This window comes from Sphingomonas lacusdianchii (genome assembly GCF_022664395.1).
Lineage (GTDB): Bacteria > Pseudomonadota > Alphaproteobacteria > Sphingomonadales > Sphingomonadaceae > Sphingomonas > Sphingomonas lacusdianchii.
Window position 1 is genome coordinate 27,688 of record NZ_JAKRET010000008.1, and the last position, 26,662, is coordinate 54,349.

The 26,662-nt window shown below is 67.8% G+C and carries 25 protein-coding genes and 1 tRNA gene; 16 read left to right on the top strand and 10 right to left on the bottom strand.

The features are described 5' to 3' along the window. Nucleotides 1-73 precede the first annotated feature (73 nt). Complete coding sequence (locus tag MF607_RS12065; protein WP_242119048.1) at nt 74-622, top strand: pseudouridine synthase; 549 nt, start codon at nt 74-76, stop codon at nt 620-622. A 269-nt stretch (nt 623-891) separates the two neighbouring features. On the opposite strand, the gene MF607_RS12070 is transcribed toward MF607_RS12065, so the two are convergent. Further along, nucleotides 892-2,322, bottom strand: coding sequence for a sigma-54-dependent transcriptional regulator (locus MF607_RS12070; protein WP_242119050.1), 1,431 nt, complete (start codon nt 2,320-2,322; stop codon nt 892-894). A gap of 166 nt (nt 2,323-2,488) precedes the next feature. Here MF607_RS12070 and MF607_RS12075 point away from each other — a divergent pair, with 166 nt between their 5' ends. From MF607_RS12075 to MF607_RS12105, 7 genes are all read left to right on the top strand, one after another. Beyond that, the gene (locus tag MF607_RS12075) at nt 2,489-2,614 is read left to right on the top strand and encodes an aa3-type cytochrome c oxidase subunit IV (RefSeq protein WP_242119052.1); all 126 of its coding nucleotides are present in this window, start codon (nt 2,489-2,491) and stop codon (nt 2,612-2,614) included. 1 nt (nt 2,615) lies between these two features. Beyond that, entirely contained in the window at nt 2,616-3,743 is a 1,128-nt protein-coding gene (locus MF607_RS12080) for a Re/Si-specific NAD(P)(+) transhydrogenase subunit alpha (protein WP_242119054.1), read from the top strand. A 19-nt stretch (nt 3,744-3,762) separates the two neighbouring features. After that, nucleotides 3,763-4,131, top strand: a complete 369-nt coding sequence (locus tag MF607_RS12085) for a PH domain-containing protein (RefSeq protein ID WP_056452913.1) — start codon at nt 3,763-3,765, stop codon at nt 4,129-4,131. 110 nt (nt 4,132-4,241) lie between these two features. Next, complete coding sequence (locus tag MF607_RS12090) at nt 4,242-4,616, top strand: endonuclease domain-containing protein (RefSeq protein WP_242119055.1); 375 nt, start codon at nt 4,242-4,244, stop codon at nt 4,614-4,616. Nucleotides 4,617-4,619: 3 nt separating this feature from the next. Continuing rightward, nucleotides 4,620-4,898: an NAD(P) transhydrogenase subunit alpha part 2 gene (locus MF607_RS12095; RefSeq protein ID WP_055757824.1), complete on the top strand. Its 279-nt coding sequence runs from the start codon at nt 4,620-4,622 to the stop codon at nt 4,896-4,898. A gap of 5 nt (nt 4,899-4,903) precedes the next feature. After that, entirely contained in the window at nt 4,904-6,406 is a 1,503-nt protein-coding gene (locus MF607_RS12100) for an NAD(P)(+) transhydrogenase (Re/Si-specific) subunit beta (protein ID WP_242119058.1), read from the top strand. 67 nt (nt 6,407-6,473) lie between these two features. After that, entirely contained in the window at nt 6,474-7,403 is a 930-nt protein-coding gene (locus MF607_RS12105; RefSeq protein WP_242119059.1) for a winged helix DNA-binding protein, read from the top strand. Here MF607_RS12105 and MF607_RS12110 read toward each other — a convergent pair. From MF607_RS12110 to MF607_RS12130, 5 genes are all read right to left on the bottom strand, one after another. Further along, nucleotides 7,361-8,998 (bottom strand): methyl-accepting chemotaxis protein, encoded by a 1,638-nt coding sequence (locus MF607_RS12110; RefSeq protein WP_242119062.1) that lies wholly within the window; start codon nt 8,996-8,998, stop codon nt 7,361-7,363. The two genes, MF607_RS12105 and MF607_RS12110, sit on opposite strands and share 43 nt — an antisense overlap. Further along, complete coding sequence (locus MF607_RS12115) at nt 8,988-9,299, bottom strand: hypothetical protein (RefSeq protein ID WP_242119063.1); 312 nt, start codon at nt 9,297-9,299, stop codon at nt 8,988-8,990. Before MF607_RS12115 ends, MF607_RS12110 begins: the two co-directional genes overlap by 11 nt. A gap of 151 nt (nt 9,300-9,450) precedes the next feature. Then, nucleotides 9,451-9,526: transfer RNA gene (locus MF607_RS12120), tRNA-Val, on the bottom strand. Nucleotides 9,527-9,595: 69 nt separating this feature from the next. Beyond that, nucleotides 9,596-11,464, bottom strand: coding sequence for an acyltransferase family protein (locus tag MF607_RS12125; RefSeq protein WP_242119066.1), 1,869 nt, complete (start codon nt 11,462-11,464; stop codon nt 9,596-9,598). Nucleotides 11,465-11,703: 239 nt separating this feature from the next. Then, nucleotides 11,704-13,569, bottom strand: a complete 1,866-nt coding sequence (locus MF607_RS12130; RefSeq protein WP_242119068.1) for a peptide MFS transporter — start codon at nt 13,567-13,569, stop codon at nt 11,704-11,706. A 132-nt stretch (nt 13,570-13,701) separates the two neighbouring features. Between MF607_RS12130 and MF607_RS12135 the strand changes: the two genes are divergently transcribed. The 3 genes from MF607_RS12135 to MF607_RS12145 all read left to right on the top strand — a co-directional run bounded on the left by MF607_RS12135 (nt 13,702) and on the right by MF607_RS12145 (nt 15,020). Beyond that, nucleotides 13,702-14,280 (top strand): nitroreductase family protein, encoded by a 579-nt coding sequence (locus MF607_RS12135; protein WP_242119071.1) that lies wholly within the window; start codon nt 13,702-13,704, stop codon nt 14,278-14,280. A gap of 38 nt (nt 14,281-14,318) precedes the next feature. Beyond that, a complete protein-coding gene (locus MF607_RS12140; RefSeq protein ID WP_242119073.1) occupies nt 14,319-14,678 on the top strand; it encodes a GntR family transcriptional regulator in 360 nt (119 codons plus the stop codon). Nucleotides 14,679-14,822: 144 nt separating this feature from the next. After that, nucleotides 14,823-15,020, top strand: coding sequence for a hypothetical protein (locus MF607_RS12145; RefSeq protein WP_242119075.1), 198 nt, complete (start codon nt 14,823-14,825; stop codon nt 15,018-15,020). 1 nt (nt 15,021) lies between these two features. Here MF607_RS12145 and rsmI read toward each other — a convergent pair whose 3' ends face one another. Next, complete coding sequence (rsmI, locus tag MF607_RS12150) at nt 15,022-15,858, bottom strand: 16S rRNA (cytidine(1402)-2'-O)-methyltransferase (protein ID WP_242119386.1); 837 nt, start codon at nt 15,856-15,858, stop codon at nt 15,022-15,024. A 13-nt stretch (nt 15,859-15,871) separates the two neighbouring features. Between rsmI and MF607_RS12155 the strand changes: the two genes are divergently transcribed. Then, on the top strand, nt 15,872-17,071 hold the full coding sequence (locus MF607_RS12155) for a penicillin-binding protein activator (RefSeq protein WP_242119078.1): 1,200 nt from the start codon (nt 15,872-15,874) through the stop codon (nt 17,069-17,071). A gap of 126 nt (nt 17,072-17,197) precedes the next feature. Here MF607_RS12155 and MF607_RS12160 read toward each other — a convergent pair whose 3' ends face one another. Beyond that, the gene (locus tag MF607_RS12160) at nt 17,198-18,013 is read right to left on the bottom strand and encodes an LD-carboxypeptidase (protein WP_242119079.1); all 816 of its coding nucleotides are present in this window, start codon (nt 18,011-18,013) and stop codon (nt 17,198-17,200) included. A gap of 48 nt (nt 18,014-18,061) precedes the next feature. Between MF607_RS12160 and MF607_RS12165 the strand changes: the two genes are divergently transcribed. Further along, entirely contained in the window at nt 18,062-19,453 is a 1,392-nt protein-coding gene (locus tag MF607_RS12165) for a glutamate ligase domain-containing protein (protein ID WP_242119082.1), read from the top strand. A gap of 325 nt (nt 19,454-19,778) precedes the next feature. Further along, nucleotides 19,779-21,128, top strand: coding sequence for an MFS transporter (locus MF607_RS12170; protein ID WP_242119084.1), 1,350 nt, complete (start codon nt 19,779-19,781; stop codon nt 21,126-21,128). A gap of 34 nt (nt 21,129-21,162) precedes the next feature. Here MF607_RS12170 and MF607_RS12175 read toward each other — a convergent pair whose 3' ends face one another. Next, the gene (locus tag MF607_RS12175; protein ID WP_242119086.1) at nt 21,163-22,098 is read right to left on the bottom strand and encodes an ROK family protein; all 936 of its coding nucleotides are present in this window, start codon (nt 22,096-22,098) and stop codon (nt 21,163-21,165) included. Between the two features lie 208 nt (nt 22,099-22,306). Here MF607_RS12175 and MF607_RS12180 point away from each other — a divergent pair, with 208 nt between their 5' ends. Further along, complete coding sequence (locus tag MF607_RS12180; RefSeq protein ID WP_242119089.1) at nt 22,307-22,678, top strand: hypothetical protein; 372 nt, start codon at nt 22,307-22,309, stop codon at nt 22,676-22,678. On the opposite strand, the gene MF607_RS12185 is transcribed toward MF607_RS12180, so the two are convergent. Next, nucleotides 22,675-23,868 (bottom strand): ROK family transcriptional regulator, encoded by a 1,194-nt coding sequence (locus MF607_RS12185; protein WP_242119090.1) that lies wholly within the window; start codon nt 23,866-23,868, stop codon nt 22,675-22,677. The two genes, MF607_RS12180 and MF607_RS12185, sit on opposite strands and share 4 nt — an antisense overlap. A gap of 224 nt (nt 23,869-24,092) precedes the next feature. Between MF607_RS12185 and MF607_RS12190 the strand changes: the two genes are divergently transcribed. Beyond that, the gene (locus MF607_RS12190; protein WP_242119093.1) at nt 24,093-26,606 is read left to right on the top strand and encodes a glycoside hydrolase family 3 protein; all 2,514 of its coding nucleotides are present in this window, start codon (nt 24,093-24,095) and stop codon (nt 26,604-26,606) included. The last annotated feature ends 56 nt before the right edge of the window (nt 26,607-26,662 follow it).

The window sequence follows — 26,662 nt, forward strand, 5'->3', positions numbered from 1 at the left end:
TACAGGATAGGGACGGTTCGCGGCAACATCCGGTTCCCCTCGACAGCGCGGGGCGGATCGCCGACAGGGTGGCATGGCGCGCCTGATCCTGCTCAACAAACCCTATGGCGTGCTGTCGCAATTTACCGATCGCGGGACCGAAGGGGCGCGCGCGACGCTGTCGGACCATGTCGCGGTGCCGGGCGTCTATCCCGCCGGGCGGCTCGACCGCGACAGTGAAGGGTTGCTGTTGCTGACCGACGATGGCGGACTGCAGGCGCGCATCGCCGATCCGCGGTTCAAGCTGGCCAAGACCTATTGGGTGCAGGTCGAGGGCGCGCGCGACGACGCGGCGCTCGACCGGCTGCGGCGCGGGGTGACGCTGAACGACGGACCGACCCGCCCGGCGGAGGTCGCCGCGATCGATCCGCCCGCATTGTGGGAGCGGGTGCCGCCGGTGCGCTTTCGCAAGACCGTGCCCGATCACTGGCTGTCGATCACCATCCGCGAAGGCCGCAACCGGCAGGTGCGGCGGATGACCGCCGCGGTCGGCCTGCCGACGCTGCGGCTGGTGCGCTGGCGGGTGGGCGAGTGGACGGTCGAGGGGCTGGCCCCGGGGGAATGGCGCGAGGTGTCGGTTTAGCCGTTGCGTTGGGTCCCACCGTCAATATCCATGCACCACGCCCGATTCCACGTCATCCGGACGTCACCGAAGCCGCTGCGATCGTCCGGGACGGAGCCAAAGCCAGCCCGTACCCCGGCGAAGGCCGGGGTCCAGTTGGTAGGGTTTTCCGATAGGTTGCTGACGTCCCCCAACTGGGCCCCGGCCTTCGCCGGGGCACGAGAAGGGGCTTTCGCAAATATCTCGGTCAAGCCCGGGGCGACGGGATGCAGGTCGTGCGGTCTCGAATCTCAAGCCGCGCTCTGGTCGATCCCCAGTTCGCCCAGCTTGCGATACAGCGTCGAGCGCCCGATCCCCAGCCGCCGGGCGACTTCGGTCATGCGGCCGCGATAATGGCCGATGGCGAGCCGGATGACGTCGGCCTCGATCTCCTCCAGCATGCGCAGATTGCCGTCGGGGCGGAACAACGTCACCCCGCCCGCCATGTCGTGGCGCTGGACCAGCGTCACCGGCGGCGGCGCCTCGCCCTGCGCGATCTGGGCGATCTGCGGGAAGTCGCTCCGGGTCAGCGCGTCGCCCTCGCACAGCACCGCCGCACGGAACAGCGCGTTCTGCAACTGTCGGACATTGCCCGGCCAGCCATAGCTGTCGAGCAGCGTGATCGCATCGTCGGTGATGCCCAACTGCCGCAAGCCCGGCTGCTGCGCGATCCGCGCCAGCAGATGGCGGGCAAGCGCGGGAATGTCGCCGCGCCGTTCGCGAAGCGGCGGGATCGTCACCTGCACGACGTTCAGCCGGTAATACAGGTCCTCGCGGAACCGGCCCGCCTCGACCTCGGCCATCAGCGTCTTGTTGGTCGCGGCGATCACGCGGACATCGACTTCGCGCGTGGTGCGCGCGCCGACCGACTGGATCTCGCCCGATTGCAGCACCCGCAGCAGCTTGACTTGCGTCTCGAACGGCATCTCGCCGATCTCGTCGAGGAAGATGGTGCCGCCGTCCGCCTCCTGGAACCGGCCGGCCTTGCGTTCGAACGCGCCGGTGAACGCGCCTTTCTCATGGCCGAACAGCTCGCTTTCGACCAGGTTGGCGGCGATCGCGCCGCAATTGACGCGCACCATCGGCTTGCGGGCGCGCGGGGAGGCGGCGTGGATCGCCTCGGCGACGACTTCCTTGCCGACGCCGCTTTCCCCTTCGATCAGCACCGGCACGCGGGCGCGCGCTGCCTTTGCCGCGATCGCCAGCGCGGCGCGGAATTGCGGGGCCGATCCGACGATCTCGTCGAACGCCAGCGTCATCGACAGCTTCTCGGTCAGCGGACGCAATTCGCCGTCGCCGCTTGCCCCCGCCGCCGCTTCGAGCGCGGCGAGCAGCCGTTCGGCGGCCAGCGGCTTGACCAGAAAGTCGCTCGCCCCGGCCCGCATCGCCGCCACCGCGCCGGCAACCGACTCGTTTGCAGTCAACATCAGGATTGCCAATGTCGGCCGCGCGGCGCGCAGATCGGCGATCAGCGTCAGCGCATCGGCGTCGGGCGACCAATGGTCGAGCAGCACCGCATCCAGCGCCAGCCCGTCGGGCGTATTCAGCATGGCCAAGGCCGCCCGCGCATCGTTCGCGAACACCGTCCGCCAGCCGCGCCGCCCCGCGATCGCACCGACCAGCCGGCGCTGGGCCGGTTCGTCGTCGATCACCATCAGCACTCGCTGTCCGTCTCGCGTCATTGCTGTTCCCACGTCCCTGTCGTCCCGGATCGACACCGTCTTGCGCCGAGGGGCGTAAAATTCGCCTTAAGACGGTAATGAAATCCGTCGGAGGCGGTGCGGGGGTTGTTCTTGGTCCAACCTGCGTTAGAGTTGCCTGAACGACGCTGTATGGAGAGGTTCATCGATGGCGAGCGACGGCCACACCCCGGCCCATGCCGGGACATACAACAGCTTCATCCGCTGGTTCGCCTGGGGCACGGTGATCTGTGCCCTGCTTGCCGCATTGGTCATCTGGCTGATCGCGGGCTGACATGCGGATCGCGGTTCTCGCCGAACAGGCCGCCGGCGAGCGCCGGGTCGCCGCGACCCCCGAAACCGTCAAGAAGCTGATCGCACTGGGCGCGACCGTCTTGGTCGAGCAGGGGGCGGGGACCGGCGCGTCGATCGACGATGCCGCCTATGCCGCTGCGGGCGCAACCCCTTTCGGGCGGGCGGAGGCGATTGCCGGTGCCGATATCCTGCTCGGCGTGGCCCCGCCCGCGCCCGACAGTCTGGCGGGGGCGAAGCGCGGCGCGTGGCTGGTCGCCGGGCTGAACCCCTTTGCCGACCGCGCGCGGATCGACGGCTATGCCGCGCTGGGGCTGGAGGCGCTGGCGATGGAGTGGATGCCGCGCATCACCCGTGCCCAGTCGATGGACATATTGTCGTCGCAGGCCAATCTGGCGGGGTACAAGGCGGTGCTCGACGCCGCGTCCGAATATGGCCGCGCCTTTCCGATGATGATGACCGCCGCCGGCACGATCAGCGCGGCGCGGGTGTTCGTGATGGGCGTCGGCGTCGCCGGGCTGCAGGCGATCGCGACCGCGCGGCGGCTGGGTGCGCAGGTCAGCGCGACCGACGTCCGCTCGGCGACGAAGGAACAGATACTGTCGCTCGGCGCCAAGCCGATCTTCGTCGAGAAGGTGGCGGGGATCGAGGGCGAGGGCGCGGGCGGCTATGCCGGCGAGATGAGCGCGGAATATCAGGCGGCGCAGGCCGAACTGGTCTCCGGTCACATCGCCAAACAGGACATCGTCATCACCACCGCTTTGATCCCCGGCAAGCCTGCGCCGCGCCTGATCAGCGACGCACAGGTGGCGTCGATGCGGCCGGGCAGCGTCATCGTCGATCTCGCGGTCGAACAGGGCGGCAATGTCGAAGGATCGGTCGCGGGCGAGGTCGTGCAGCGTCACGGTGTCAACATCGTCGGCCATCGCAACGTGGCGAGCCGGCTGGCTGCGGACGCATCGGCCCTCTTTGCGCGCAACCTTTACAACTTTCTGTCGGCCTATTGGGACAAGGGCGCGGGCCGTCCCGTCCTGCCGCCCGATGACGAAGTGACCCAGGCGATCGTGCTGACCCGCGACGGCCAGATCGTAAGTCCGCGCCTGACCGACTGATTCTACAAAGGGAAACGCCATGGGTTTGTTCAGCAGCCACGAAGTCGACCCGGCGGAAATCCGCGAGAAATACGGCCATGCGCTGATCGGCGGCGAAGAGGTGCTCGCCGCGTTCCGCTCGCTGCGCGACACCGCGTTCCTGACCAATTACCGCTTCGTGCTGGTCGATGTGCAGGGGCTTACCGGCTCGAAAATCTCGTTCCGCAGCGTGCCCTATCGATCGATCCAGAGTTTTTCGGTCGAAAGCGCGGGGACGTTCGATCTCGACAGCGACCTGAAGCTGTGGGTGACCGGCGAGGCGATGCCGCTGTCGCTGAAGGTCAGCCGCAATGCCGATCCGGCGGCGATCCAGCGGCTGCTCGCGGAACTGGTGCTGGCGAAGCGGTGAGAGAGGCGCTGCCCCCAAATCCTCCCCATGCTCCGCATGGGGAGGGGGACCACGCGAAGCGTGGTGGAGGGGTAGCGACGGTCGCGCGAGCGCGGCAGCTAAGGCAAGCGATGAGCTTGCCTGAAGTGCTGTTGTGGCAACGGCTGCGACTGGAACCGCATGGCGTGAAGTTTCGTCGGCAGCACCCGATGCTCGGGTACGTCGTCGACTTCTACTGCGCCCGCGCCAAACTGGCGGTGGAGATCGACGGCGAGGCGCATGATCGCGGCGATCGCCCGGCGCGGGATAGCGAGCGCGACGTGGTGCTGGCGGCGCATGGCCTGACCGTCTTGCGCGTACCTGCGCGTCATGTGCTGGCGGACGTTGATGCGGCGGCCGAAGCGATCGTGGCAGCCGCGCTACCCCTCCACCACCGGCTGCGCCGGCGGTCCCCCTCCCCAAGCGAGCTTGGGGAGAATTTGAACCTCGCCCACCCAACGGAGTAACCGATGGACTTCCTCTCGATCCTGTCGATCTTCGTCCTCGCCTGCTTCGTCGGCTATTATGTCGTGTGGTCGGTGACGCCCGCGCTGCACACGCCGTTGATGGCGGTCACCAACGCGATCTCGTCGGTCATCATCGTCGGCGCGCTGATCGCCGCCGCTGCCGCCGGGGTGCCGGGCGCGAAGTGGCTGGGGCTGCTGGGCGTGGTGCTGGCCAGCATCAACATCTTCGGCGGCTTTGCCGTCACCGAACGGATGCTCGCCATGTACAAGAAGAAGGGGTGAGGGGCATGCACGAGGCCGCACCGGTCAATCCATGGGTCGCCTTCGCCTATCTGGTGGCGGGGGTGTGTTTCATCCTCGCGCTGCGCGGATTGTCGTCGCCCGCGACCAGCCGGCGGGGGAATCGCCTCGGCATGATCGGCATGGGGATCGCGGTATTGACCACGATCCTGACGCATCTGCCGCAGGCAGCACCCGAAGGCTGGACGGTCTACGCACCGGCAAGCTCCCTGCCGATCGCGATCGATTGGGCGAGTGCCGCCGAAATCCTCGCCGCCATCGCCATCGGCGCGATCATCGGCCTGACCACCGCCAGGCGCATCGCCATGACCGCGATGCCGCAACTGGTCGCCGCTTTCCACTCGCTGGTCGGGCTGGCGGCGGTGCTGGTCGGGATCGCCGCCTATCTCAATCCGGGCGCGTTCGGCATTTCGTCGGTCGTCGTGCCGATGATCGGCGAGCCGTTCAACGTCATCAATCCCGTCAGCAAGGTCGAGATGGGCCTTGGCGTCGCGATCGGCGCGATCACCTTTTCGGGATCGGTCATCGCCTTCCTGAAGCTGAACGGCAGCATGTCGGGCAAGCCGATCCTGCTGCCCGGCCGCCACGTCATCAACCTCGCCACGCTGGCGGCGATCCTGCTGCTGGTCGCGCAGTTCGCCCATACGCAGGATGCGTGGCCGTTCTGGGCGGTGGTCGTTCTGTCGTTCGCGATCGGGTTCCTGCTCATCATCCCGATCGGCGGGGCCGACATGCCGGTCGTCGTCAGCATGCTCAACAGCTATTCGGGCTGGGCGGCGGCGGCGATGGGCTTCACGCTCGGCAACACCGCGATGATCATCACCGGCGCGCTGGTCGGTTCGTCGGGCGCGATCCTCAGCTACATCATGTGCCGCGCGATGAACCGCAGCTTCATCAGCGTGATCGCCGGCGGGTTCGGCGCGACCGACAGCGGCGGAGGTGGCGCGGCCGCGATCGACCGGCCGTGGAAGCGCGGCTCGGCCGAGGATGCCGCCTTCCTGATGCAACAGGCCGAACAGGTCATCATCGTCCCCGGCTACGGCATGGCGGTGGCGCAGGCGCAACATGCCCTGCGCGAAATGGGCGACAAGCTGAAGGAACATGGCGTCCGCGTGAAATATGCGATCCACCCGGTCGCGGGGCGGATGCCGGGGCATATGAACGTGCTGCTCGCCGAGGCGAACGTGCCCTATGACGATGTGTTCGAGCTGGAGGACATCAATAGCGAATTCGCGCAGACCGATGTCGCCTTCGTCATCGGCGCCAATGACGTGACCAACCCGGCGGCGAAGACCGACAAGAGCTCACCCATCTATGGCATGCCTGTCCTCGACGTCGAAAAGGCGAAAACGGTGCTGTTCATCAAGCGGTCGATGGGCGGCGTCGGCTATGCAGGGGTCGATAACGAAGTTTTTTACCGCGATAACACCATGATGTTGCTGGCAGATGCCAAGAAGATGGTCGAGGAGATCGTCAAGGCGATGGACTGACCTGGTTCGTTGCTTCATCGCAACGGTCGCGGCGTAGGGTGCGCGGCTGAAGCGAAGGGGCAGGCGGGTGACGGAGTTCGAAGGATTCGAGCAGCAATCGACGGCGGCACGGCGGGGGGTGATCGTCGCCGATGACGCGCTGGCGGCGGCCGATGCGCAGGCGATGGCGCGCCATGCCGGGATCGTAGTCGCCGCGACGATCGGCTTTGCCGGGCTGGCACAGGCGCTGGACGACATCACCCATGCCGACCTGTTGCTGGTCGATGCGACCGGGGTGGCGATCGAGACGCTTGATGGCGCGCTGCCGATCCTTGCCGCAAGGGCCGGGCGCGACCGGGCGCAGCTGGTGGTCAGCTTCGGCGTCGAGGCGATCGACATGGTGTCGCTGCACCTGCTGGGCGGTCCCGCGACGCTGCTGTGCGAGGCGCGGCCCGAGGAGCGGATCGCCGCGATCGTGTTGGGCGCGGGCAGCGGTGCGGGGTTCAGCGCTCCCGAACGCGACGCCGAGCGGTTGCGGCGGCTGAATGCCGAGGTCGCGCGTATCGCCGAGGCGCTGGCAAGACTCGCCCGCGACGGCGAAACGGGGGAGGGCGTGCGCGACCGCACCGACGATTTCGCCGCGCCCGATGTCGGTGACAGACCGGTGCCCGCGGTCTCGGCGGCGAGCGTGCGCGGCGCGATCCGGGCGCGGCGGCTGCGCGACCAGTTCTTCGCACCCGACCTGTTCGCCGATCCGGCATGGGACATGCTGCTCGACCTGTTCGCCGCGCGGCTGGAAGGCGGCAACGTCTCGGTCTCCAGCCTGTGCATCGCCTCCGCCGTGCCGCCGACTACCGCGTTGCGCTGGATCACGACGCTGACCGATGCGGGACTGGTCGGACGGCAGGAAGACCCGGCCGACAAGCGTCGTGCGTTCATCGTGCTGACCGCGCGCGGGGTCGCCGGGATGCAGGGCTATGCCGAGGCGGTGGGGCGGGCGGGGTTGGGCTGGGCCTGATCGGAACGCAGATACGCAACGAACTGGTCGGTCGAGCGGCGCAGATCGCCTGCGCTGCCAACCAGTTGCCCGACGCTGATGCGGACCGCCGCCGATAGCGACGATGCGGCGCCGGCGGCATTGGCGACGCTGTCGATCTGCTGTCCGGCCTCGGCCGCCGCCGTCGCCACCCGCGTCGCGCCATCGTCGACCGCGCGCGAGGTATTGCTTTGATCGCGGACGGCGGCAGCGATGCCGCTGGCGGCGGCGGCAACCTCCTCGATCGACTGATGCACCGATCGCAGCTTGTCGCCGGTATCGGCGACGCCGCCGCGAATCCCGGCGATCAGCGCACTGATCCGGTCGCTCGCCCGCCGCGTATCGGCCGACAGCGCCTTTACCTCTCCGGCGACGACGCCGAAGCCGCGGCCCGCCTCGCCGGCGCGCGCGGCCTCGATCGTCGCGTTCAGCGCCAGCAGGTTCGTCTTCGACGCGATCGCGCGGATATCGCCAAGAAACCCCTCGATCTGGATCGCCTGTTCCTCCAGCATCGCGACGGTCCGCACGCTGCGCGCCGCCTGTCCGCTCGCCGTACCGGTCAAATCGTTCTGCTGTTCGGCGGCGGCGGCGATCGTCCAGATCGAGGTCGACAGGTCGCGGATCGACGCGGCGACCGCGACGATTTCGTCGGTGGCGCGATGGGCGCCGGCCGATGCCTCGACCGCTTCCGTCCGGGCGACGCCGGTGCCGTCCTCCAGCGATGCCGCCGCCCCTTCCAGCCGGTCGGTGGTGTCGCTGATGCTGCGGACGACGGTCGTCACCGATCGTTCGAATTGCTGCGCCAGTTCGATCAGTTCGCGGTGGCGGTCGCCCGCGATGCGCGCGGCCTGTTCCTCGCGCCGCCGCCGCTGGTCCGCCGCATCGCGTTCGGCGGTGCGCGCCAGCTGCATCGCCGCCTCCGCCCGTCGCTGCCCGTCGGCGGCGGCCTCGGCGAGGTCGCAGGCGTGGCGCATGGCGCGATCCTGTGCGTCGAACAGCCGGTACAGCTGGATCGTCACCACCGTCAGCAACCCGGATTGCAGCCCGACCGCAACGACGTGGAACGCGATCCGGCCGATATTGCCGTCGCCGGTAAAGACATAATCCGGGGCCAGCCATTCGAGCAGGACATGGTGCAGCGCCGTCAGCACCGTCGCCACCGCGATCGGTCGCCAGTCGGCCAGCACGACCAGCGCCGCCATGCCGACGAAGAAATACATGTGCGCGTCCATCTGCCACGCATGGCCACGCAACAGGAAGACCAGCATCGCCGGAATCGATGCGGCGAGCGTCCCCATCAGCGCGCGCGCGGTCGCGTCGTAGCGCCCTTGCAACGCGACCGCCGTCGGCGCGATGTTGAGCAGGACGCCGATCACGAACAGCGGCGGTGCGATCCCGCTTCCCATCATCGCATTGCCGATCAGCAGCAGGATCAGCGTCACCCAGCCGAGCACCGCCCAGGCCCGGATGCCATGGTAGCGCAGCCGGTCGAGCGACCCGAGCGATTCGGTCGGTTCGCGCAGGACCGACGCCTTCAGCCGTGCCAGCACCCTGTCTTCTCCCACGCTATTCGCCACGAACGCCGCTCCCGCAGGTCACACTGGAGGCGGCGAGGATCAGGATCGGTCGCCCCCGACGCTGCGCCGCGATGTCCGCGCGGTTGCCCGATACCACCATCGATCCGGGCAGCACGCCGGCGCGCAGCAGCGCGGCCCCGCCCGCAAGTGCGGTCCTGGCGACGTCGCTGCGGCTGGACCCGTCGAGCGCGACCAGCAGCATCCGTCCCGACACAGGCGGCCAGAGGCTGAACGACGCAAAGGCCATCGGGGCGATAAAAAGCTGTAAAATCAGCAGGTAATTGGCCTGAACGAACCGCATGTCCATCCATTATGGCGGATTCGTTAACGCGTTATGTTCACCAAATGCGCGATCCCTGAAAACAGGGCCAATCGAATAATCGGTACGGAAACGTTCCGATTGCCGTTGGTCGTCCAGCAGCGTGATGGTCGCGCGATCGCCGCTTCGGCGGTGGTGGGCGCTGACGGGCTCGAACCGCCGACCCTCTCGGTGTAAACGAGATGCTCTACCAACTGAGCTAAGCGCCCCCGATCGGGGAGCGGCCGGCATACCGTGGTTTCGGCCAAGTGCAACAGGGTTTTCGTGTGCCCGGCCGGTCAGCGGGTGGCGAAGGGCAGTTGCGGGCGGATGCGCGCGATCATCAACCGCGATCCGCGCGCGGTCAGATGGCCATAGTCGAACTGGATCGGATTGCCGTCGTCGGTCCACAAGGTGCAGCGATCCGCGGGGCACAGCGCCCGATAGGTCGAAACATAGGTCGCGCCGGTCGCCGGCACCCGCGCGGCGAACGCCGCGTCCAGCCGCCGGCGCGCGGCGACGCGGTGGCGGGCGACGATCGCGGGATCGCGGCGGTACAGCGCCTCGGCAAGGATGCGGGGCAGGGGGTGGTTGTATTCGGGGATCGGGCCGAAGATCACGACTTGGTCAACATATTGCCGCAGCAGTGCGATCTGCCGTTGCAGCGCCGGCCAGTCGTCGTCGCGCCACAGCGCCGACAGGATCACCGTATCGACGTGGTGTTTCGGCAGGAAATCGTCGGTCACATAGCGCATCAGCGCGGTGCAGCGCGCCTCCCCCACCGGATCGGCGACGGGGCGGCAGCCCGAGGCATTGGCCTGCAGCAGGTTGATGCCGGGCAGGACGGAAAGGCCGCGATAGAAGTGCGCGGCATGGCTGTCGCCGAGCAGCAGGACGTTGGGCTTGTCCGGCGACAGACGCAGGCAATGGTCGCGATCGAACGTCGCGAAGCGGTCATGCGTGGTCAGGAAACATTGCCCGGCGCGCGAATTGGGCGCGGCGCGGTAGCGGACGAACTGCGCGACCCGCTCGACCGCAGCCGGTACCTGCCAATAGGCCCGCGCCGCGAACGGGATCGCCACAACCACGCCGAGCGTCGCCAGCATCGCTGCGACCCCGATCAGCACGGCGCGCCGTGGCGGGGTCGCCGGGTCGCGCCGGCGAAAGGGTTGTTCGATCCACCGCCACGAGACCGCCGCGACCAGCAGCGACAGCAGCAGGAACGCCGCCGATCCGGCAAGCGATTTGATCTCGCGCACCTGCCCGCCCAGCACCCACAGCGGCCAGTGCCACAGATAGAGCGAATAGGAGATCCTGCCGACGAACCGCGCTGGTGCCATGCCGAGGGTCCGGCCGACCAGCGTCGGCCCGGCAATGCCCGACCAGATCAGGCAGGCGGCGCCGAGACAGGCCGGCGCGGCGGCCAGCCCCGGAAACACGCTGTCGCCGGTGAGCAGCAAGGTGCTGCCGACGATCAGCGCGACGCCGATCACGGCGACCAGTTCCGCCGCCCCGCGGTGCCGCACCGCCGGCACCATGCCGAGCGCGAGCGCGGCGCCGATCATCAACGCCCATGCGCGATACTGGACCAGATAGAAGGCGGCGGACGCATCGTCGGCGACGCGCCACTGCGCCAGCGCCAACGATCCGATCAGCAGGACCGCGACCAGCGGCTTCAAACCGGCACGGAACCGCCGATACGCCAGCGCCAGCAGCGGCGGGAAGAACAGATAATATTGCTCCTCGACCGAGATCGACCAGGTGTGGAGCAGCGCGTTGAAGCGCGATGCCGAATCGAAATAATCGGTGCCGAGGTAGAAATAGACGTTCGAGACGAACAGGATCGACGCCGTGGCGTTCTTCGCCTGTTGCGCGGTTTCGCCGGGAAACAGCAGCACGAACGACGCCAGCAGCACCGCGACATAGACCGCGATCAGTGCGGGGAAGATGCGCCGCACCCGCCGTTCGTAGAAGTGCCAGAGCGAGAAGCGCCCGGCCTGCATCTCGCCATGGACGATGCCGGTGATGAGATAGCCCGAAATGACGAAGAAGATATCGACCCCGACGAACCCGCCGGGGACGAATTTCGCAAAGCCGCAGTGGAAGGCGACGACCAGCAGCGCGGCGACCGCGCGCAGCCCGTCAATGTCGTAGCGATACCGGATCATGGGGCGCGGCCAGAGCGCGATGACGTTGCGCCAACCCCATCATCCGTTCGTCCTGCGTAACCATTGCGCATGTCGAAATGGCGTATCGAAGGATCGTCCGGTGCGGGTGCTTCGATACGGGTCTTCGGCAAGCTCAGCCCCTACTCAGCACGAACGGCTCAACTGGTTGTCATCATGTTCTGCGGGTGTCCGATGCGATGCGGAACGGTCGTCGAGGACCGTCCCGCATCGCGATCCGGTCAGCGCTGTTCCTTCCACACGTCGACGCCCGCCGCCTTCGGCTCGCCGATCGCGGCCTCGCCGGCGAGGCTGTGGTCGACATCGTCCTTGAGCGTGTCGAGGTGCATCCACCGCTTCACGATCGGGGAGAGCAGCAGCACGACCACGCCGATGCCGATCGTCCACAGGCCGATGGTGGTATAGACCGACAGCGTGCCCTCCTTGGTCATCTCGCCGTCATGGCCGCCGGTCGCCTCGCCGATCTTGCCGGCGACGAAATTGCCGACCGCGGTCATGTAGAACCACGCACCCATGATGAGCGAGGCGAGGTGCTTGGGCGCCAGCCGGTTCATCGCCGACAGTCCGACCGGCGACAGGCACAGTTCGCCGGTGGTCTGGAAGAAATAGAACAGGAAGACGAACGCGACCGGCGTCGCGACTTCCGGTCCGACGCTGTTCGCGCCCCAGACGAAGGCGAGGAAGGCGAGGCCGACCTGCATCAGCGCCAGCGCGAACTTGGCCGGCGCCGACGGCTCGCGCCCGCGCTTGGCGAGGAACGCCCAGATGCCGGCGAAGATCGCGCCGAGCAGGATGATGTAGATCGAGTTGATCGACTGGAACAGCGCCGCCGGCACACCGCCGCGATCGACATAGCGGTCGGTGTAGAGGTTGAAGCTGCCCCCCGCCTGTTCGAACAGGCCCCAGAAGATCGGGTTGAGGCCGATCAGAAAAATGATCGCGAACATTCGATCGCGTGGAGCATCGTGCAAAGCGAATTTTTCTCGAGCCGCAGCTGCGATCACAAACACGAAGCCGAGCGCCGAAACCACCTGTAAGGCCGTTGTGAAGCCCATCGAAATGGAAGCGATCCCGGCAACGAGCATCACGGCAAGCCCAAGCGCCATTAAAATCACGTTTTGGCGCGGAGCGGCGGCTATGCTGCCGTAGGGCAACACAAATGTTGCGGTGAAGAAGATATAGCCGAGCAGGCCAAGACCGGAAAGAATCAGCAGCGTCTGGATGACGTCCTGATACTGGATCAGCCCCCACATCACCGCGACCGCGACGATGCCGGTGCCATAGAGCAGCCATTCGAACGGCATGCCGGCCACGCGCCGCTTGAGTGCCGCGGGGTCGGGCGCCTCGCCCTTGCCGCCGAGCAGCCCCTTGCCGACCACGAACACCAGCAGCCCGGCGACCATGCCGATGCCCGCCAGACCGAAGCCGAACGCCCAGCCGATCGTCTGCCCCAGATAGCCGACAAGGATCGAACCCGCCGCCCCGCCGAGGTTAATGCCGATATAGAAGACGGTGTAGGCCGAATCGCGGCGGATATCGGTCAGCTTGTAGAGTTGCCCGACCATCACCGAGATATTGGCCTTCAGAAAGCCCGATCCGACGATGATGAGCGCGAGCGCCAGCCAGAAGACGTTGATCGCGGGATCGGCCTGCTTGATCGCGGCGTCGGTGACGCCCTCCATCCCCTCGAACGCCATGAACAGATGGCCGAAGGCGAGCAGGACGCCGCCGAACAACACCGCCTTGCGCTGTCCCAGATACCGGTCGGCGAGATAGCCCCCGAGCACCGGGGTGATATAGACCAGCGCGGTATATCCGCCATAGATCAAGTTCGCCTTGCCGTCGCTGAACAGCCAGTGCTGCGTCAGGTAGAAGATCAGGATGGCGCGCATCCCGTAATAGGAAAACCGCTCCCACATCTCCGCAAAGAACAGCATGTAGAGGCCGCGCGGATGGCCGGCGAATTCGGGTTTGCGGCTGAACCCCACCGCCAACCCACCCGCGAGGAACGCGGCGAGGATGAAGGTCGCGATCGCCGCGATCCAGTCGGCCTCGTTCCACAATGCAAAAGCCTTGAATTCAGGCACGCTGTTGTCCCTTGTCTTGGGGTATCATGACCGGGTCGCGCTGCGCCCGTCTCCTGTCGCCAATTCGTAACGCAAGAAACGGCAATGCCAAGCGCATTGTGCGGAGGCAGGCGGCGCCCTACGTCCCGGGCCATGACGTTCAACGACCGCTCGACGCTGCTCCGCTATCTGCAAACCCGCCGTTCGGGCAAGCCGCGCGACATGGTCGCGCCGGGGCCGAGCGAGGCCGAGATCGATGCGATGATCGCGATCGCCGCGCGCACGCCCGATCATGGCAAGCTGGCGCCGTGGCGGTTCGTGGTGATCCCGCGCGAGCGTCGTGCGGCGTTCGCGGCACTGCTGCGCGACGCCTTTGCCGCGGACAATCCGGGTGCGACCGAAGCGCAACTCGACGCCTGCGACCGCTTCGCGCACGAGGGGGAGGCGTTGATCGTCGTCCTGTCCGCGCCGGTCGACAGCCATATCCCGCTATGGGAGCAACTGATGTCGACGGGGGCGGCGACGATGAACCTGCTCCACGCCGCGCACGCCATGGGCTATGTCGCGAGCTGGCTGACGGGATGGGCGGCGTTCAGCCCCCGGGTTCGCGACGCGTTCGGTTCGGGGGACGAAGCGATTGCGGGCTTCGTCTATATCGGGTCGCCGGGGCGGCCGCTCGACGAACGGCCGCGTCCCGATCTGGCGCGCATCCGTACGGTTTGGGCCGGGTGAGCGGTGGACTTTCCCGGCCGTTGCTGTATTAAGTCAGCATGACAGCGATCGACCATGAGGACACGCCCGTCTATCTTCGCCTGCGCGCGCTAATCGCGGCGGCGATCCTGCGTGGGGAATATCGGGCGGGCGACCAGCTACCCTCGGTCCGGGCCTTCGCGGCCGAACATGGTGCCAATCCGCTGACCGTGGCCAAGGCGTACCAGACATTTCAGGACGATGGCTATGTCGAGGTGCGGCGCGGCGTCGGCATGTTCGTGCTGCCCGGTGCGGTCGAGCGGCTGCGCGTGGCGGAGCGCGAGCGGTTCCTGACCGGGCACTGGCCCCGGATTCGTGCGCATATCGCGCTGCTGGGACTTGACGCGCAAAGCCTGCTGGACGAACGGACGCCCGCGTAACCGGAAGTGCGGCGAGCCGGTTCGCGTAACCGTCCAACCGTGGCACAGTGTTCGGAACCTTTGGTGGCTTCGTCTATTTTTCAGCGGCTTCGGCACGGAACTGCGCAGCGGTGGTGGCGTTCCCTTTTCGACAGGGAGAATGCCATGGAACGATCCGTCCAATTCCATACGCGGGTGCCGCTCTACGCGCTGCACGGGCGCAACAACTGCCCAAGCTGCGGTGCCTCGCAATGGTTTGTCGGACGGATCATCGCCGAATGCGCCTGTTGCGGCGATACGCTGCCGATCAACGCCGCCGTCCGCCCGTTGCAGACCCAGGCGTTCGGCATCATCGCCGCCTGATTCATTCCCCTTTCAGCGCCATCGCCCGCGCATAGAGTTCGCGCCGGTCCAGCCCCAGCGCCTTGGCGACCTCGCCCGCCGCCTTCGACGCGGGTAGCCGGGTCAGTGCTTCGCGGAGCGCCGTATCGGCGTCGGCCTCGGTCGCGGGGGGCGGCGCGCCGGGTGGGGCGACCACGATCACGATCTCGCCCTTCGGCGGCGCATCGGCATAGCGCGCGGCGAGCATCGACAGGCTGCCGGTCACGCATTCCTCGAACTTCTTGGTGATTTCGCGCGCGACGCCCGCGTCCCGGTCGCCCAGCCCCTCGGCCAGCGCCGCCAGCGTCGCCGACAGGCGCGGCCCGCTTTCGTAGAAGATCAGCGTCGCGCGGATGGCGGCGATCTCGGCGATCGATTCGGCGCGGGCATGCGCCTTGGGCGGCAGGAAGCCGGCGAACAGGAACCGGTCGGTCGGCAGTCCGGCGAGCGTCAGCGCCGCCACCGCCGCGCAGGGGCCGGGAATCGTCACCACCGCATGGCCCGCCGCGCGGGCATCGCGGACCAGCTTGTATCCCGGATCGGAAATCAGCGGCGTGCCCGCGTCCGACACCAGCGCCACCGCTTCGGACGCCATCCGCGCGATCAGGCCGGGGCGCATCCCCTCGGCATTATGGTCGTGATAGGGGATCATCGGCCGCTTGACGCCGATATGGCGCAGCAGCCCGGCGGTCACCCGGCTGTCCTCCACCGCGATAATGTCGGCGCGCGATAAAATATCGGCAGCGCGCGGACTTAGGTCTGCGAGATTGCCGATCGGGGTCGCGACGATGTAGAGGCCGGGCTCAAGTTTTTCGGTCATCAGGGATAGGGTCATGGCAGAGACGATAGCGCCCCGGCAATGGCGGCACCATTTCGCGCGCGCCACGGCGCTGCTGGGCGCGGCATTGCTGGCGGGGTGCGCCACGCTGGTGCCCAAGGGGCCGGTCGAACAGGCGCCGCCCACGACCACCCGTCCGCAACCGACCCGCCCCGCGCCGGTGACCGGCGGCATTCCCGAGGACACGCAGCGCCACCGCGTCGCGCTGCTGGTGCCGATGACCGGTCCCAATGGCGGCGTCGGCCGATCGATCGCCAATGCGACGCAGCTCGCGCTGCTCGACACCCGCAGCGAACGGGTGCGAATCACCACCTATGACACCGCCACCGGTGCCGCCGCCGCCGCGCAGCGCGCGATCGCGGAAGGCAATCGGCTGATCCTCGGCCCGCTGCTCGCCGACGATGTCCGCGCGGTCGCGCCGATCGCGCGCGGTGCGAAGGTGCCGGTCATCAGCTATTCGAACGACGTGTCGGTCGCGGGCAACGGCGCCTATCTGCTAGGCTATACCCCGGCGCAATCGATCGAGCGCGTCGTCGGCTTCGCGCGGACCAGCGGGATCAGCAAGTTCGCCGGGCTGGTGCCGGCGGGCGTCTATGGCCAGCGCGCCTCGACCAGCTTCCTGCGCGCAGTCGAACAGGCGGGCGGACAGGTCGTGTCGATCCAGACCTATGATCGCGGCAGCGGACAGGTGGCGGCTGCGGTCACCCGCCTGTCGCGCACCTCGCCCTATGAAGCGGTGCTGATCGCCGATCAGGCGGGCACGGCGGCGCTGGCGGTCCCCGCGATCCGCAAGTCGCCCAGCCGCAGCGCCAAGGTGCTCGGCACCGAGCTGTGGAATACCGAGACCGGGTTGGGGTCGATGCCGGCGCTCAACGGCGCATGGTATGCGAGCGTGTCGAACACGCTCTATCGCCAGTTCGCGACCAAATATCGCGCGCGCTTCAACGCCGCGCCCTACCGCCTGTCGAGCCTCGGCTATGATTCGGTGCTGCTGACCGTGCGCATCGCCCGCGACTGGCCCGTCGGCCGCGACTTTCCCGAAAGCCGGTTGCGCGGGGACGACGGCTTTGCCGGGCTGGACGGCGCCTTCCGCTTCGGTCGCGACGGCATCGCCGAACGCGCGCTGGAGGTACAGGAAGTGCGCACCGGCGGCGCGGTAACGGTCAGCCCGGCCCCGCGGACGTTCGGAGACTGAGGGGGCTTCGGTCCATTTCATCTGCCGGAAACTGACGTCATCCCAGCGAAGGCTGGGATCTTCCGGTTATGGAACGGGACAAGAGCCGCTTGCGGCCCCAGCCTTCGCTGGGGCGACTTTTACGCTTCACGCCACCCCGAACGGCACCACCATATTGTCGGCATAATGCCCGACATGCGCGCGCCCCAGATAGGGCACGCCCATCGCGCCCGCCCAGCGGGTGACGATCGCTTCCTCGGTCTCGCCGAAGCCGGTGTCGTCGGGGCTGCGATCGGTCACCGCGCCGAGGCGGATACCGGCGATGCCCTTCAGCTGCGTCGCCTCGCGCAATTGCCAGAACAGACGGTCGATGCGGTACAGGTCCTCGCCGACCTCCTCGACGATCACGACATGGTCGGTCAGGTCGGGCAGCCATGGCGTGCCGATCAGCGCGCAGAGGATCACGAGGTTGAACGCGACACTCGGGCGCCCGTCGAGTTCGGGTGCCAGTACCGAGCGGTCGCGGTTGACCAGCCATGCGAGCGAGCGCGCCGCGCTGTTGGTGCCGCCCGCCTTGCCGACCTGTGCCGCCATCGGACCGTGGACCGGCCGGCCGATCCGCCGGGCGTAGAGCGCGCCGAGCAGGAACCCCATGTCCGAAAAGCCGACATAGCTCTTCGCCGCCGCCGCGCGGTTCAGCTGCGGCATGACCATGTCGAGGATGCGGTTCGACCCATAGCCGCCGCGCGCGAACCAGATCGCGTCGAAGCCCGGATCGTTGGCGAATTCGAGGAAGGCGGCGGCGCGCTGTTCGTCGGTGCCGGCGAAATGCCCGGCGTCGAGAAAACATTGCGGATGCACCACCAGATCGACCGAGGGGTAGGTCAGCGCGGCATAGCCCTGTGTCCGGGCCATCTGCTCCTCATCCACGCGCCGCGCCGGGGCCACCACACCGATCCGCATCCTGCAACCCCGCTTGCCACTTAAGGACAAGGTCGATAGCCCCGCGCGATGCTGTACGGCAAATCCTTCTTCCTCGTCGGGATCGGCGGTTCGGGCATGTTGCCGCTCGCCATGATCCTTGCCGGGCGCGGCGCGACCGTGGCCGGATCGGACCGATCGCTCGACCAGGCGAGCCTGCCCGCGAAGTTCGACGCGCTGCGCGCCGCCGGCATTGCGCTGTTCCCACAGGACGGCAGCGGCATCGTCTCGGCCGACCAGATCGTCGTCGCCTCCGCCGCGATCGAACCGACCGTCGCCGATATCGTCGCTGCCGAGGCAGTCGGCGCGAAGCGGATGGGCCGCGCCGAATTGCTCGCGATACTGTTCAACGCCGCGCCGCTGTCGATCGGGGTGGCAGGGACCAGCGGCAAGTCGACGGTCACCGGCATGATCGGCACTGTGCTGCACGCGCTCGGCCGCGATCCGACCGTGATGAACGGCGCGGTGATGAAGGATTTCGTTGCCCCCGACCGCCCCTTCGCCAGCGCATTGGTCGGGCAGGGCGATGCGTTCGTCAGCGAGGTCGACGAAAGCGACGGGTCGATCGCCTATTACCGCCCACAGGTCGCGGTGCTGAACAATGTCAGCCTCGACCACAAGACGTTGGCGGAGTTGCGCGACCTGTTCGGCGGGTTCGCCGACCGCGCGCGCCACGTCGTCGTCAATGTCGGCGATGGCGAGGCGGCGGCGCTGGCGGCGGCGGTGCCGGCGGCCAAGCGCACGACCTTTGCGGTCGAGGGCGAGGCCGATCTGGTTGCCCGCGCGCTGGTGCTCGACCCCTTTGCCAGCCGCTTCGAACTGGTCGCGGACGGGCAGGTCCACGACGTGCGGCTGGCGGTGCCGGGGCGGCACAATGTCGCCAATGCGCTGGCGGCGATCGGCGCGGTCGTTGCCGCCGGGGTGCCGGTCGCCGATGCGGTCGCGGCCATTGCCGGCTTTTCGGGCCTGAAGCGGCGTTTCGAATGGGTCGGCACGGCGCGCGGGGTCAGCGTCATCGACGATTTCGGGCACAATCCCGACAAGATCGCCGCGACCATCGCCACGCTGCGCACCCAACCGGGGCGGCTGCTGCTGTTCTTCCAGCCGCATGGCTATGGTCCGCTCAAGGTGATGCGCCGCGAACTGGTGACGATGTTCGCGCGCGAACTGCACGGCGACGACCTGCTGGTGCTGCCCGATCCGGTCTATCGCGGCGGCACGGTGACGCGCGAGGTCACCAGCGCCGATATCGTCGGCGACCTGACCGTGCAGGGTGCTCCGGCACGGCATATCCCCGACCGTGCGGCGGCGGCGGCGCATCTGGTGGCGCAGGCGCGTGACGGCGACCGGATCGTGGTGATGGGCGCGCGCGACGATACGCTGTCCGAACTGGCAGCGCAGATGCTGGCGATGCTGGGGTAGGGGCGTTCCGTTACCCCGGATGTACTCGAGACCTCTGCGAGAATCCGTGGACCGTGCCCCGGCGAAGGCCGGGGCCCAGTTGGGTGACGGGGTCGGCTACGGAGGAACCTTCCCAACTGTACCCCGGCCTCCGCCGGGGTACAGTTCGGCTTGGCTCCGTTCGGGACTTTCCAGAAGCTTCGCTCGAGTCCGGGACGACGAAGGGGGACCGGTCCGGGACTGGCACATCGCAACCGCCCCCGCCTTGAAATTCCCCCCGCCCTCGGCGAGCGCACCAATATCATAAGCAAATAGTCGAATTAGTCCGACTAAGGGGAGCGCCGCATTGGCTGACAAACAGGCGGGTTCCGCCACCACCGGGCTGGCCTTCGCCGCCGTGACGACCCTGTTCTTCGCCTGGGGATTCATCACCTCGCTCATCGACCCGCTGGTCGCGGCGGTGAAGGGCATCTTCACCCTGACCGATTTCGAGGCGCAGTTGGCCGCTTCGGCCTTCTTCCTCGCCTATGGCCTGATCTCGATGCCGGCCGCGATCCTGCTCGGCCGGTTGCGCGCGGTGCCGTCGATCCTGTTCGCGCTGGGGACGATGATCATCGGCTGCCTGACGATGCTGGTTGCGGCGAACCTTGCGGTGTTTCCGCTGGTGCTGCTCGGCCTGTTCGTCCTCGCCGCCGGCATCACCGTGTTGCAGGTCGCGGCGAACCCGCTGGCTGCCGCGCTCGGCGATCCGAAGCTCAGCCATTTCCGCCTGACGCTCAGCCAGACGTTCAACTCGTTCGGTACCTTTCTCGGGCCGCTGCTCGGCGCCAGCCTGTTCCTTGAAGGGGTCGAGGTAAAGGACGGCACGGTGTTGACGGACGCGGTGCGCGCCGGTGCGCTGGCCGGGATCGACCGCGCCTATTTCTGGATCGCCGGGCTGATCGCGGCGCTGGCGATCTTCTTCTTCCTCAGCCGCCGGGTCGTGTCGGCGGCGGTCCCCGCCGCGCCGGCCAAGGTGCCGGGGCCGGGGGCATTGCTCGCCGATGCCTTTTCGTCGCGCTGGGCACTGCTCGGGGCGAGCGCGATCTTCGTCTATGTCGGGGCCGAGGTCGCGATCGGGACGCAGATGGCGCTGTTCCTCAACGCCGATGGCGTCTGGGGCGCGTCGGACGCGCCGTTCGGCGTGCCGCTGCTCGGCTTCGCGATGGGCAGCGACGGCGTGCCCGGCGTGTCGTTGCAGGAAGCGGGCAAGGCCGTCGCCTTCTATTGGGGCGGGGCGATGGTCGGTCGGCTGATCGGATCGGTGCTGCTGTCGCAGGTGAAGGCGTGGAAGCTGATGGCGCTGTTCACCGCGATCGCGGTCGGCATGTGCCTTTATGTCGCGGGCGTGGGCGGGGTCACCGCCGGGTTCGTCGCGCTGTCGATGGGGCTGTTCAACTCGATCATGTTCCCCGTCATCTTTACCCTGACGCTCGAACGCTCGACCGCCAGCGAGGCGGCGACCTCCGGCCTGCTGTGCACCGCGATCTTCGGCGGGGCGGTGATCCCGCCGGTCGTGGGGCTGGTGTCGGGCGCGGTCGGCCATGGGCCGGCGTTCCTCGTGCCGGCGATCTGCTATGCGGCGCTGTGCGGCTTCGCCGTCGCCGCCGGACGCACCGCGACGCGCAACGCCGCTGCGGCGAAGAGCCTGCACTGACCGGACGGGGCGGGCGTCGCTGCCCGCCCCTGTTTCAAGCCGCGACGCGCGCCCGCAACGCATTCTGCGCCAGCGCGATCGAGCCGAGCGGCCCCGCCTGATCGCCGAGCGCCGGGGCGACGACATAGTCGCGTGCCGGCAGCGGCAGATAGCCGTTGATGCTTTCCCGCAGCGCCGGTTCGATCCGCGCCAGCAGATGCGGCTGCTTGTTCATCACTCCGCCGCCGATCGCGATCCGCTTCGGCCCGGTGGTGCACACCATCGCATGGCACATGGCGACGATCGACGCGGCGACGCGGTCCCAGACCGGATGGTTGGGCAACAGCGTCGATACATGGACGTCGCCCAGCGCGGCCTTGATACCCGTGCCCGATGCCAGCCCCTCGACGCAATCGTCATGGAACGGGCAACCGCTCGGCAGCGTATCGCCCGGCAGGCGCGGGGTGCGCAGATGGCCGATCTCGGCATGGCCGATCCCGCGCGTCGGCTGGCCGTTGACCAGCAGCCCCACGCCGACCCCGGTGCCGATCGTCACATAGGCGAAATCGTCCAGCCCCTGCGCACAGCCCCATAGCGTTTCGGCGAAGGCCGCGCCATTGACGTCGGTATCGAACGCGTGGGGAACGGCGAACGGTGCCGACAGCCGGCCGGCGACATCGGCCATCGGCCAGTCGGGCTTGGTCGTGGCGAGGATATGCCCCCAGGTCGGCGATGCGGGGTCGAGATCGACCGGGCCGAAGCTGGCAATGCCGAGCGCCGCGAACCCGGTCGTGTTCCACCAGCGCTGTAGCACGGCGGCTATGGCGGGCAGGGTGACGTCGGGATGCTCGGTCGGCACCGTTTCCTGCGCCAGGATCCGGTCCGGGCCATAGGCCAGCGTGCACACGCACTTGGTCCCGCCCAGTTCGATCCCGGCCAGCGGCAGGTCGCTCCGGTCGCGCGCCGACGGGGGATCGATCGTCATGTTCATTCGCGAAAATCCTGTCACCGGTGAAAGTTTGCAACGTCGCAGCCTTGTCGGCCAAGTGCAATTAGGAAAATCGGTTTGTTTAATAAAATCGATCGTCCCGGGGGACAGGTCCTCCGGCGACGCCGCGTTTCGTATAATGTTCGTCCGCTCGCTAACCGAACGGCAAGGACCGCCGTGCCAAAGCTGTCTGCTGGAAATGGAGTCGGCGATGCGGGCGAATGCGAAGGATGCGGCGGCGGGGGCGGCCGGACGGTTCGAACTGGCATTCGCGGCGCAGTTCAAGGGGAGTGCCGCCCAGCCGGCGTCCACCATGTCGCCGCCCGATATCCGGGACATGACCCCGCGCGAAATGGCCGAGTACGGCTTTCACCTGTTCGCGGAAGGCGCGATCGACATCCATACGCTGCACCGCTTCCGCCGCGAACTGATCGCGACCGACGGGACGCCCGCCGCCGACATCAAGATGGATTTCGCCGCACAGGCCCGCGAGCGGCTGGCGCATCTCGATGCGGTGTTTGAACCGAAATCCTCGGCGGCCTATCGTTCGCTGCGCCGCCTGCTCGACTTCGCAAGGCCTTAACCGGCGTCCACCGCCTTCCACAGAGCGGTCGCGCTCGGCAGCAGGAAGTGGCTGAACGGCAGGATCGCCGCACCCACCGCCGGCGCATCCTCGGCCAGCATCGCGCGGCGCACCGACGCGAGGGCGGGAACATTGGTGGCCTTCACCCGCAACCGTTCGTTCAGCCGCGCGGCCAACGTCTCGACATGCCGCCCCGGCAGCCGTCCGCCGACGAAGATCGCCGCCGGATTGATGAGGCAATTGATCGCGATCATCGGTTCGATCAGCCGCTCGACCGAGGCGTCGATCCATGCATCGACGATCGTCAGCAGCTCGGCCGGATCGCGCTCGCCCCGGATATCGCCGAGCGTGAAGCCCGCGCAACGCAGCGGATGCGACAGGCCCGAAAGCGATACGGTGTGCTGGATCTGGGTCTGCCCGCCCTTGCCGTCGCTGCCCAGCAGGAAGCCGAGTTCGCCCGATCGCCCGCTTGCCCCCCGGAAATAGCTGCCGTCGATCACCAGCCCGCCGCCCAGCGCCGACGAGATCAGGACATAGAAGAAGCTCGCCTGATGCTGGCCATGGCCCAGTTGCAGCTCGCCCATCGCCGCTGCCGCCGCGTCGTTCTCGACGAACACCGGCCGGTCGATCGGCGCTGCGAACAGCGTCGCCATGTCGACGCTTTCCCATTCGGTATAGCTGGCCGGGCGGCCGGGCAGGTCGACGGTGCCCAGATCGTCGGGCCGCGCCACGCCGATGCCGACGATCCGTTCGGCATCGACCTGCGCCTCGGCGACCAGTCCGGTGATGACCGATCGATAGAAACCGGCGACGTCGTCCGGCAGCGCGAAATCGACGTCGCGGGTGGCGCGCGCCAGCGTCTGCCCGGTGAAGTCGACTAGCACGATCGTCACGTGATCGCGGTCGATATTGATGCCGATCGCGTAGCAGGCGGCGGGATTGACCACCAGCTTGGTCGGCGGCTGGCCGCGTCCGCCGCGCCGCTGCCCGGCCTCGAGGATCAGCCCCTCGCCCAGCAGCCGGCGGGTGATGTTGGCGATCGCCGGCGGGGTGAGGCCGGTGATGTTGGCCAGGTCGATGCGGGTCAGCGACCCCGACACCCGGATGGCGTGCAGCGTGATTCGCTGGTTATGGTCGGCGGCACGTTCGAGGTTGGTCCCCGACAGGCGAATCGGTGCACGATCGGTCACGCGCGGAGATCCCGGGCGGGTAGGGGGCAGGACACGCACTATCTCCCAATCACGGCGGCGCCGTTCGTTCTTTTGGCAGAGCGTGGACCAGTGGACAGGCCAGTTCAATCGGAAACCGTGTTGGCGAAACCCCTGTCGGACGATTGACACCGTTGTCGGAATTGGCGAACGGGGACGCAAAGGATCGCACGCGGTGGAATCGCGGGCAGAGGGAGAGCGATGCGATGAAACCGGTACCGCAATTTCTGATGGGCACGATGCTGGCCGGCATGGCGTTCGCGCTGCCCGCCGCCGCGCAGACCGTGCCGGCCCCCGCGCCGGCCGCGACCGTCCACCCCGACATCTGGCCACGCGCCAATTGGCCGTACAAGGCCGATCCAGCGGTCGAACGGCGCATCGCCGATTTGCTCAAGAAGATGACGGTCGAGGAAAAGGTCGGACAGGTCGTGCAGGGCGATATCGCCAGCCTGACGCCCGAGGACGTAAAGCGCTATCATCTGGGATCGGTGCTGAACGGCGGCAATTCCGCGCCGAACAACGACGAATTCGCGCCGGCATCCGAATGGCTGAAGCTCGCCGATCGGTTCTACGAGGCATCGGTCGACAAGAGCGACGGCGGCGTCGGCATTCCGGTCATCTGGGGCACCGATGCGGTGCACGGCCACAGCAATATCGTGGGCGCGACGCTCTTCCCGCACAATGTCGGCTTGGGCGCGATGCACGACCCGGCGCTGATGCGGAAGATCGCGCAGGCGACGGCGGCCGAAATCCGCGCGACCGGCATCGAATGGACCTTTGCCCCGACGATCACCGTGCCGCAGGACCTGCGCTGGGGCCGCGCCTATGAAGGCTATTCGTCCGATCCCAAGCTGGTCGCCAGCTACGTCACCCAGTTCATCGAAGGGCTGCAGGGCGCGCCCGGATCGACCAACCAGCTGAAGGGGCCGTACGTCCTCGCCTCGACAAAGCATTTCCTGGCGGACGGCGGCACCTTCGGCGGGCAGGATCAGGGTGATGCGAAGATCCCCGAAACGACGCTGCGCGACATTCACGGCACGCCCTATGTCTCGGCGATCAATGCCGGGGTGCAGACGGTCATGGCCAGCTTTTCGAGCTGGAACGGTGAAAAGGTGACCGGGCACAAGGGGCTGCTGACCGATGTGCTGAAGAAGCGCATGGGTTTCGGCGGGTTCATCGTCAGCGACTGGAACGCGCATGGCCAGGTTGCCGGCTGCACCAATGCGTCCTGCCCGCGCGCGATCAACGCCGGGCTGGACATGTACATGGCGCCCGACAGCTGGAAGCCGATCTGGGAAAACCTCGTCAAGCAGGTCAAGTCGGGTGAAGTGCCGATGGCGCGCCTCGACGACGCGGTATCCAACATCCTGCGTGTCAAACTTCGCGCCGGGCTGTTCGAGGCGGGCAAGCCGTCGTCGCGTCCGCTGTCGGGCAAGTTCGACCTGCTCGGCAGCCCCGAACACCGCGCCATCGCGCGCGAGGCGGTGGCGAAGTCGCTGGTGCTGCTCAAGAACAACGGCTCGGTCCTGCCGATCAAGGCCGGCGCGCGGGTGCTGGTCGCCGGCGATGGCGCGAACGACGTCGCGCGCCAGTCGGGCGGCTGGACGCTGACATGGCAGGGGACGGGGATCGACCCGAAATATTTCCCCGGCGCGACCTCGATCTGGCAAGGGATCGATGCGGCGGCCAAGGCGGTGGGCGGCACGGCGACGCTGTCAGCCGATGGCAGCTTCACGGGCCAAAAGCCCGATGCCGCGATCGTGGTGTTCGGCGAGACGCCCTATGCCGAGTTCCAGGGCGACATCAAGACGCTCCAGCTGCGCCCCGAATTGCGCGCACCCATCGAGACGATGAAGAAGCTGAAGGCGCAGGGGATTCCGGTCGTCGCGCTAATGCTGACCGGACGGCCGCTGTTCGTGAACGCCGCGATCAACGCCGCCGATGCGTTCGTCGTCGGCTGGCTGCCGGGATCGGAAGGGGCGGGCGTCGCCGACGTGCTGCTCGCGGGGCAGGGGGGCAAGCCGAAGCGCGACTTTACCGGTACCTTGTCCTTCCCCTGGCCGGCGACGGCGGACGCGACCGGCCCGACGCAATTCCCGATCGGCTATGGCCTGACCGCCGCCAGCAGGACGACGGTGCCGACGCTGTCCGAAGACGCGAAGGTCGCCGAAGCCGATGCCGGCGACGTGTTCATGGACAAGGGCTTGCCCGCAACTGCCTGGTCGCTCGAGGTCGGCGGCGCCGGCACCGGCGGCAACACCCGCATCACCACCGTTCCCGCCCAATCGGGGGCGGGCCGGGTCAAGGTCACCGCGACCGATCACGGTGTTCAGGAGGGCGCGCGCCGCTTCGCCATCGACGGCAGCGGCCCGGCGCAGATCGTGCTGAGCACCCAATCGCCGGTCGACCTGACGCGCCAGACCAATGGCGACGTCATGCTGGTATCGACGATGCGCGTCGACGCCGCCCCGACCCGGCCGGTCACCCTGTCGCTACGCAGCGGCCCCGGCGGCGGACAGGTGGCGCTTGGTCAGTTGCAGCAGCTGCCGGTCGGCCAGTGGAAGACGCTGGGCGTGCCGCTCAAATGCTTCGGCGGCAATGTGAACATGGCGAAGGTTGATACGCCCTTCGTGCTTTCGACCGACGGCAAGCTGACGGTCAGCGTGGCGCGCGTGGCGCTGGGTACGACGGCGGACGTGAAGGTGACCTGCGCAAAGTAACGATCCTCCCCGCTCCGCGGGGAGGGGGACCATGCGCAGCATGGTGGAGGGGGTTC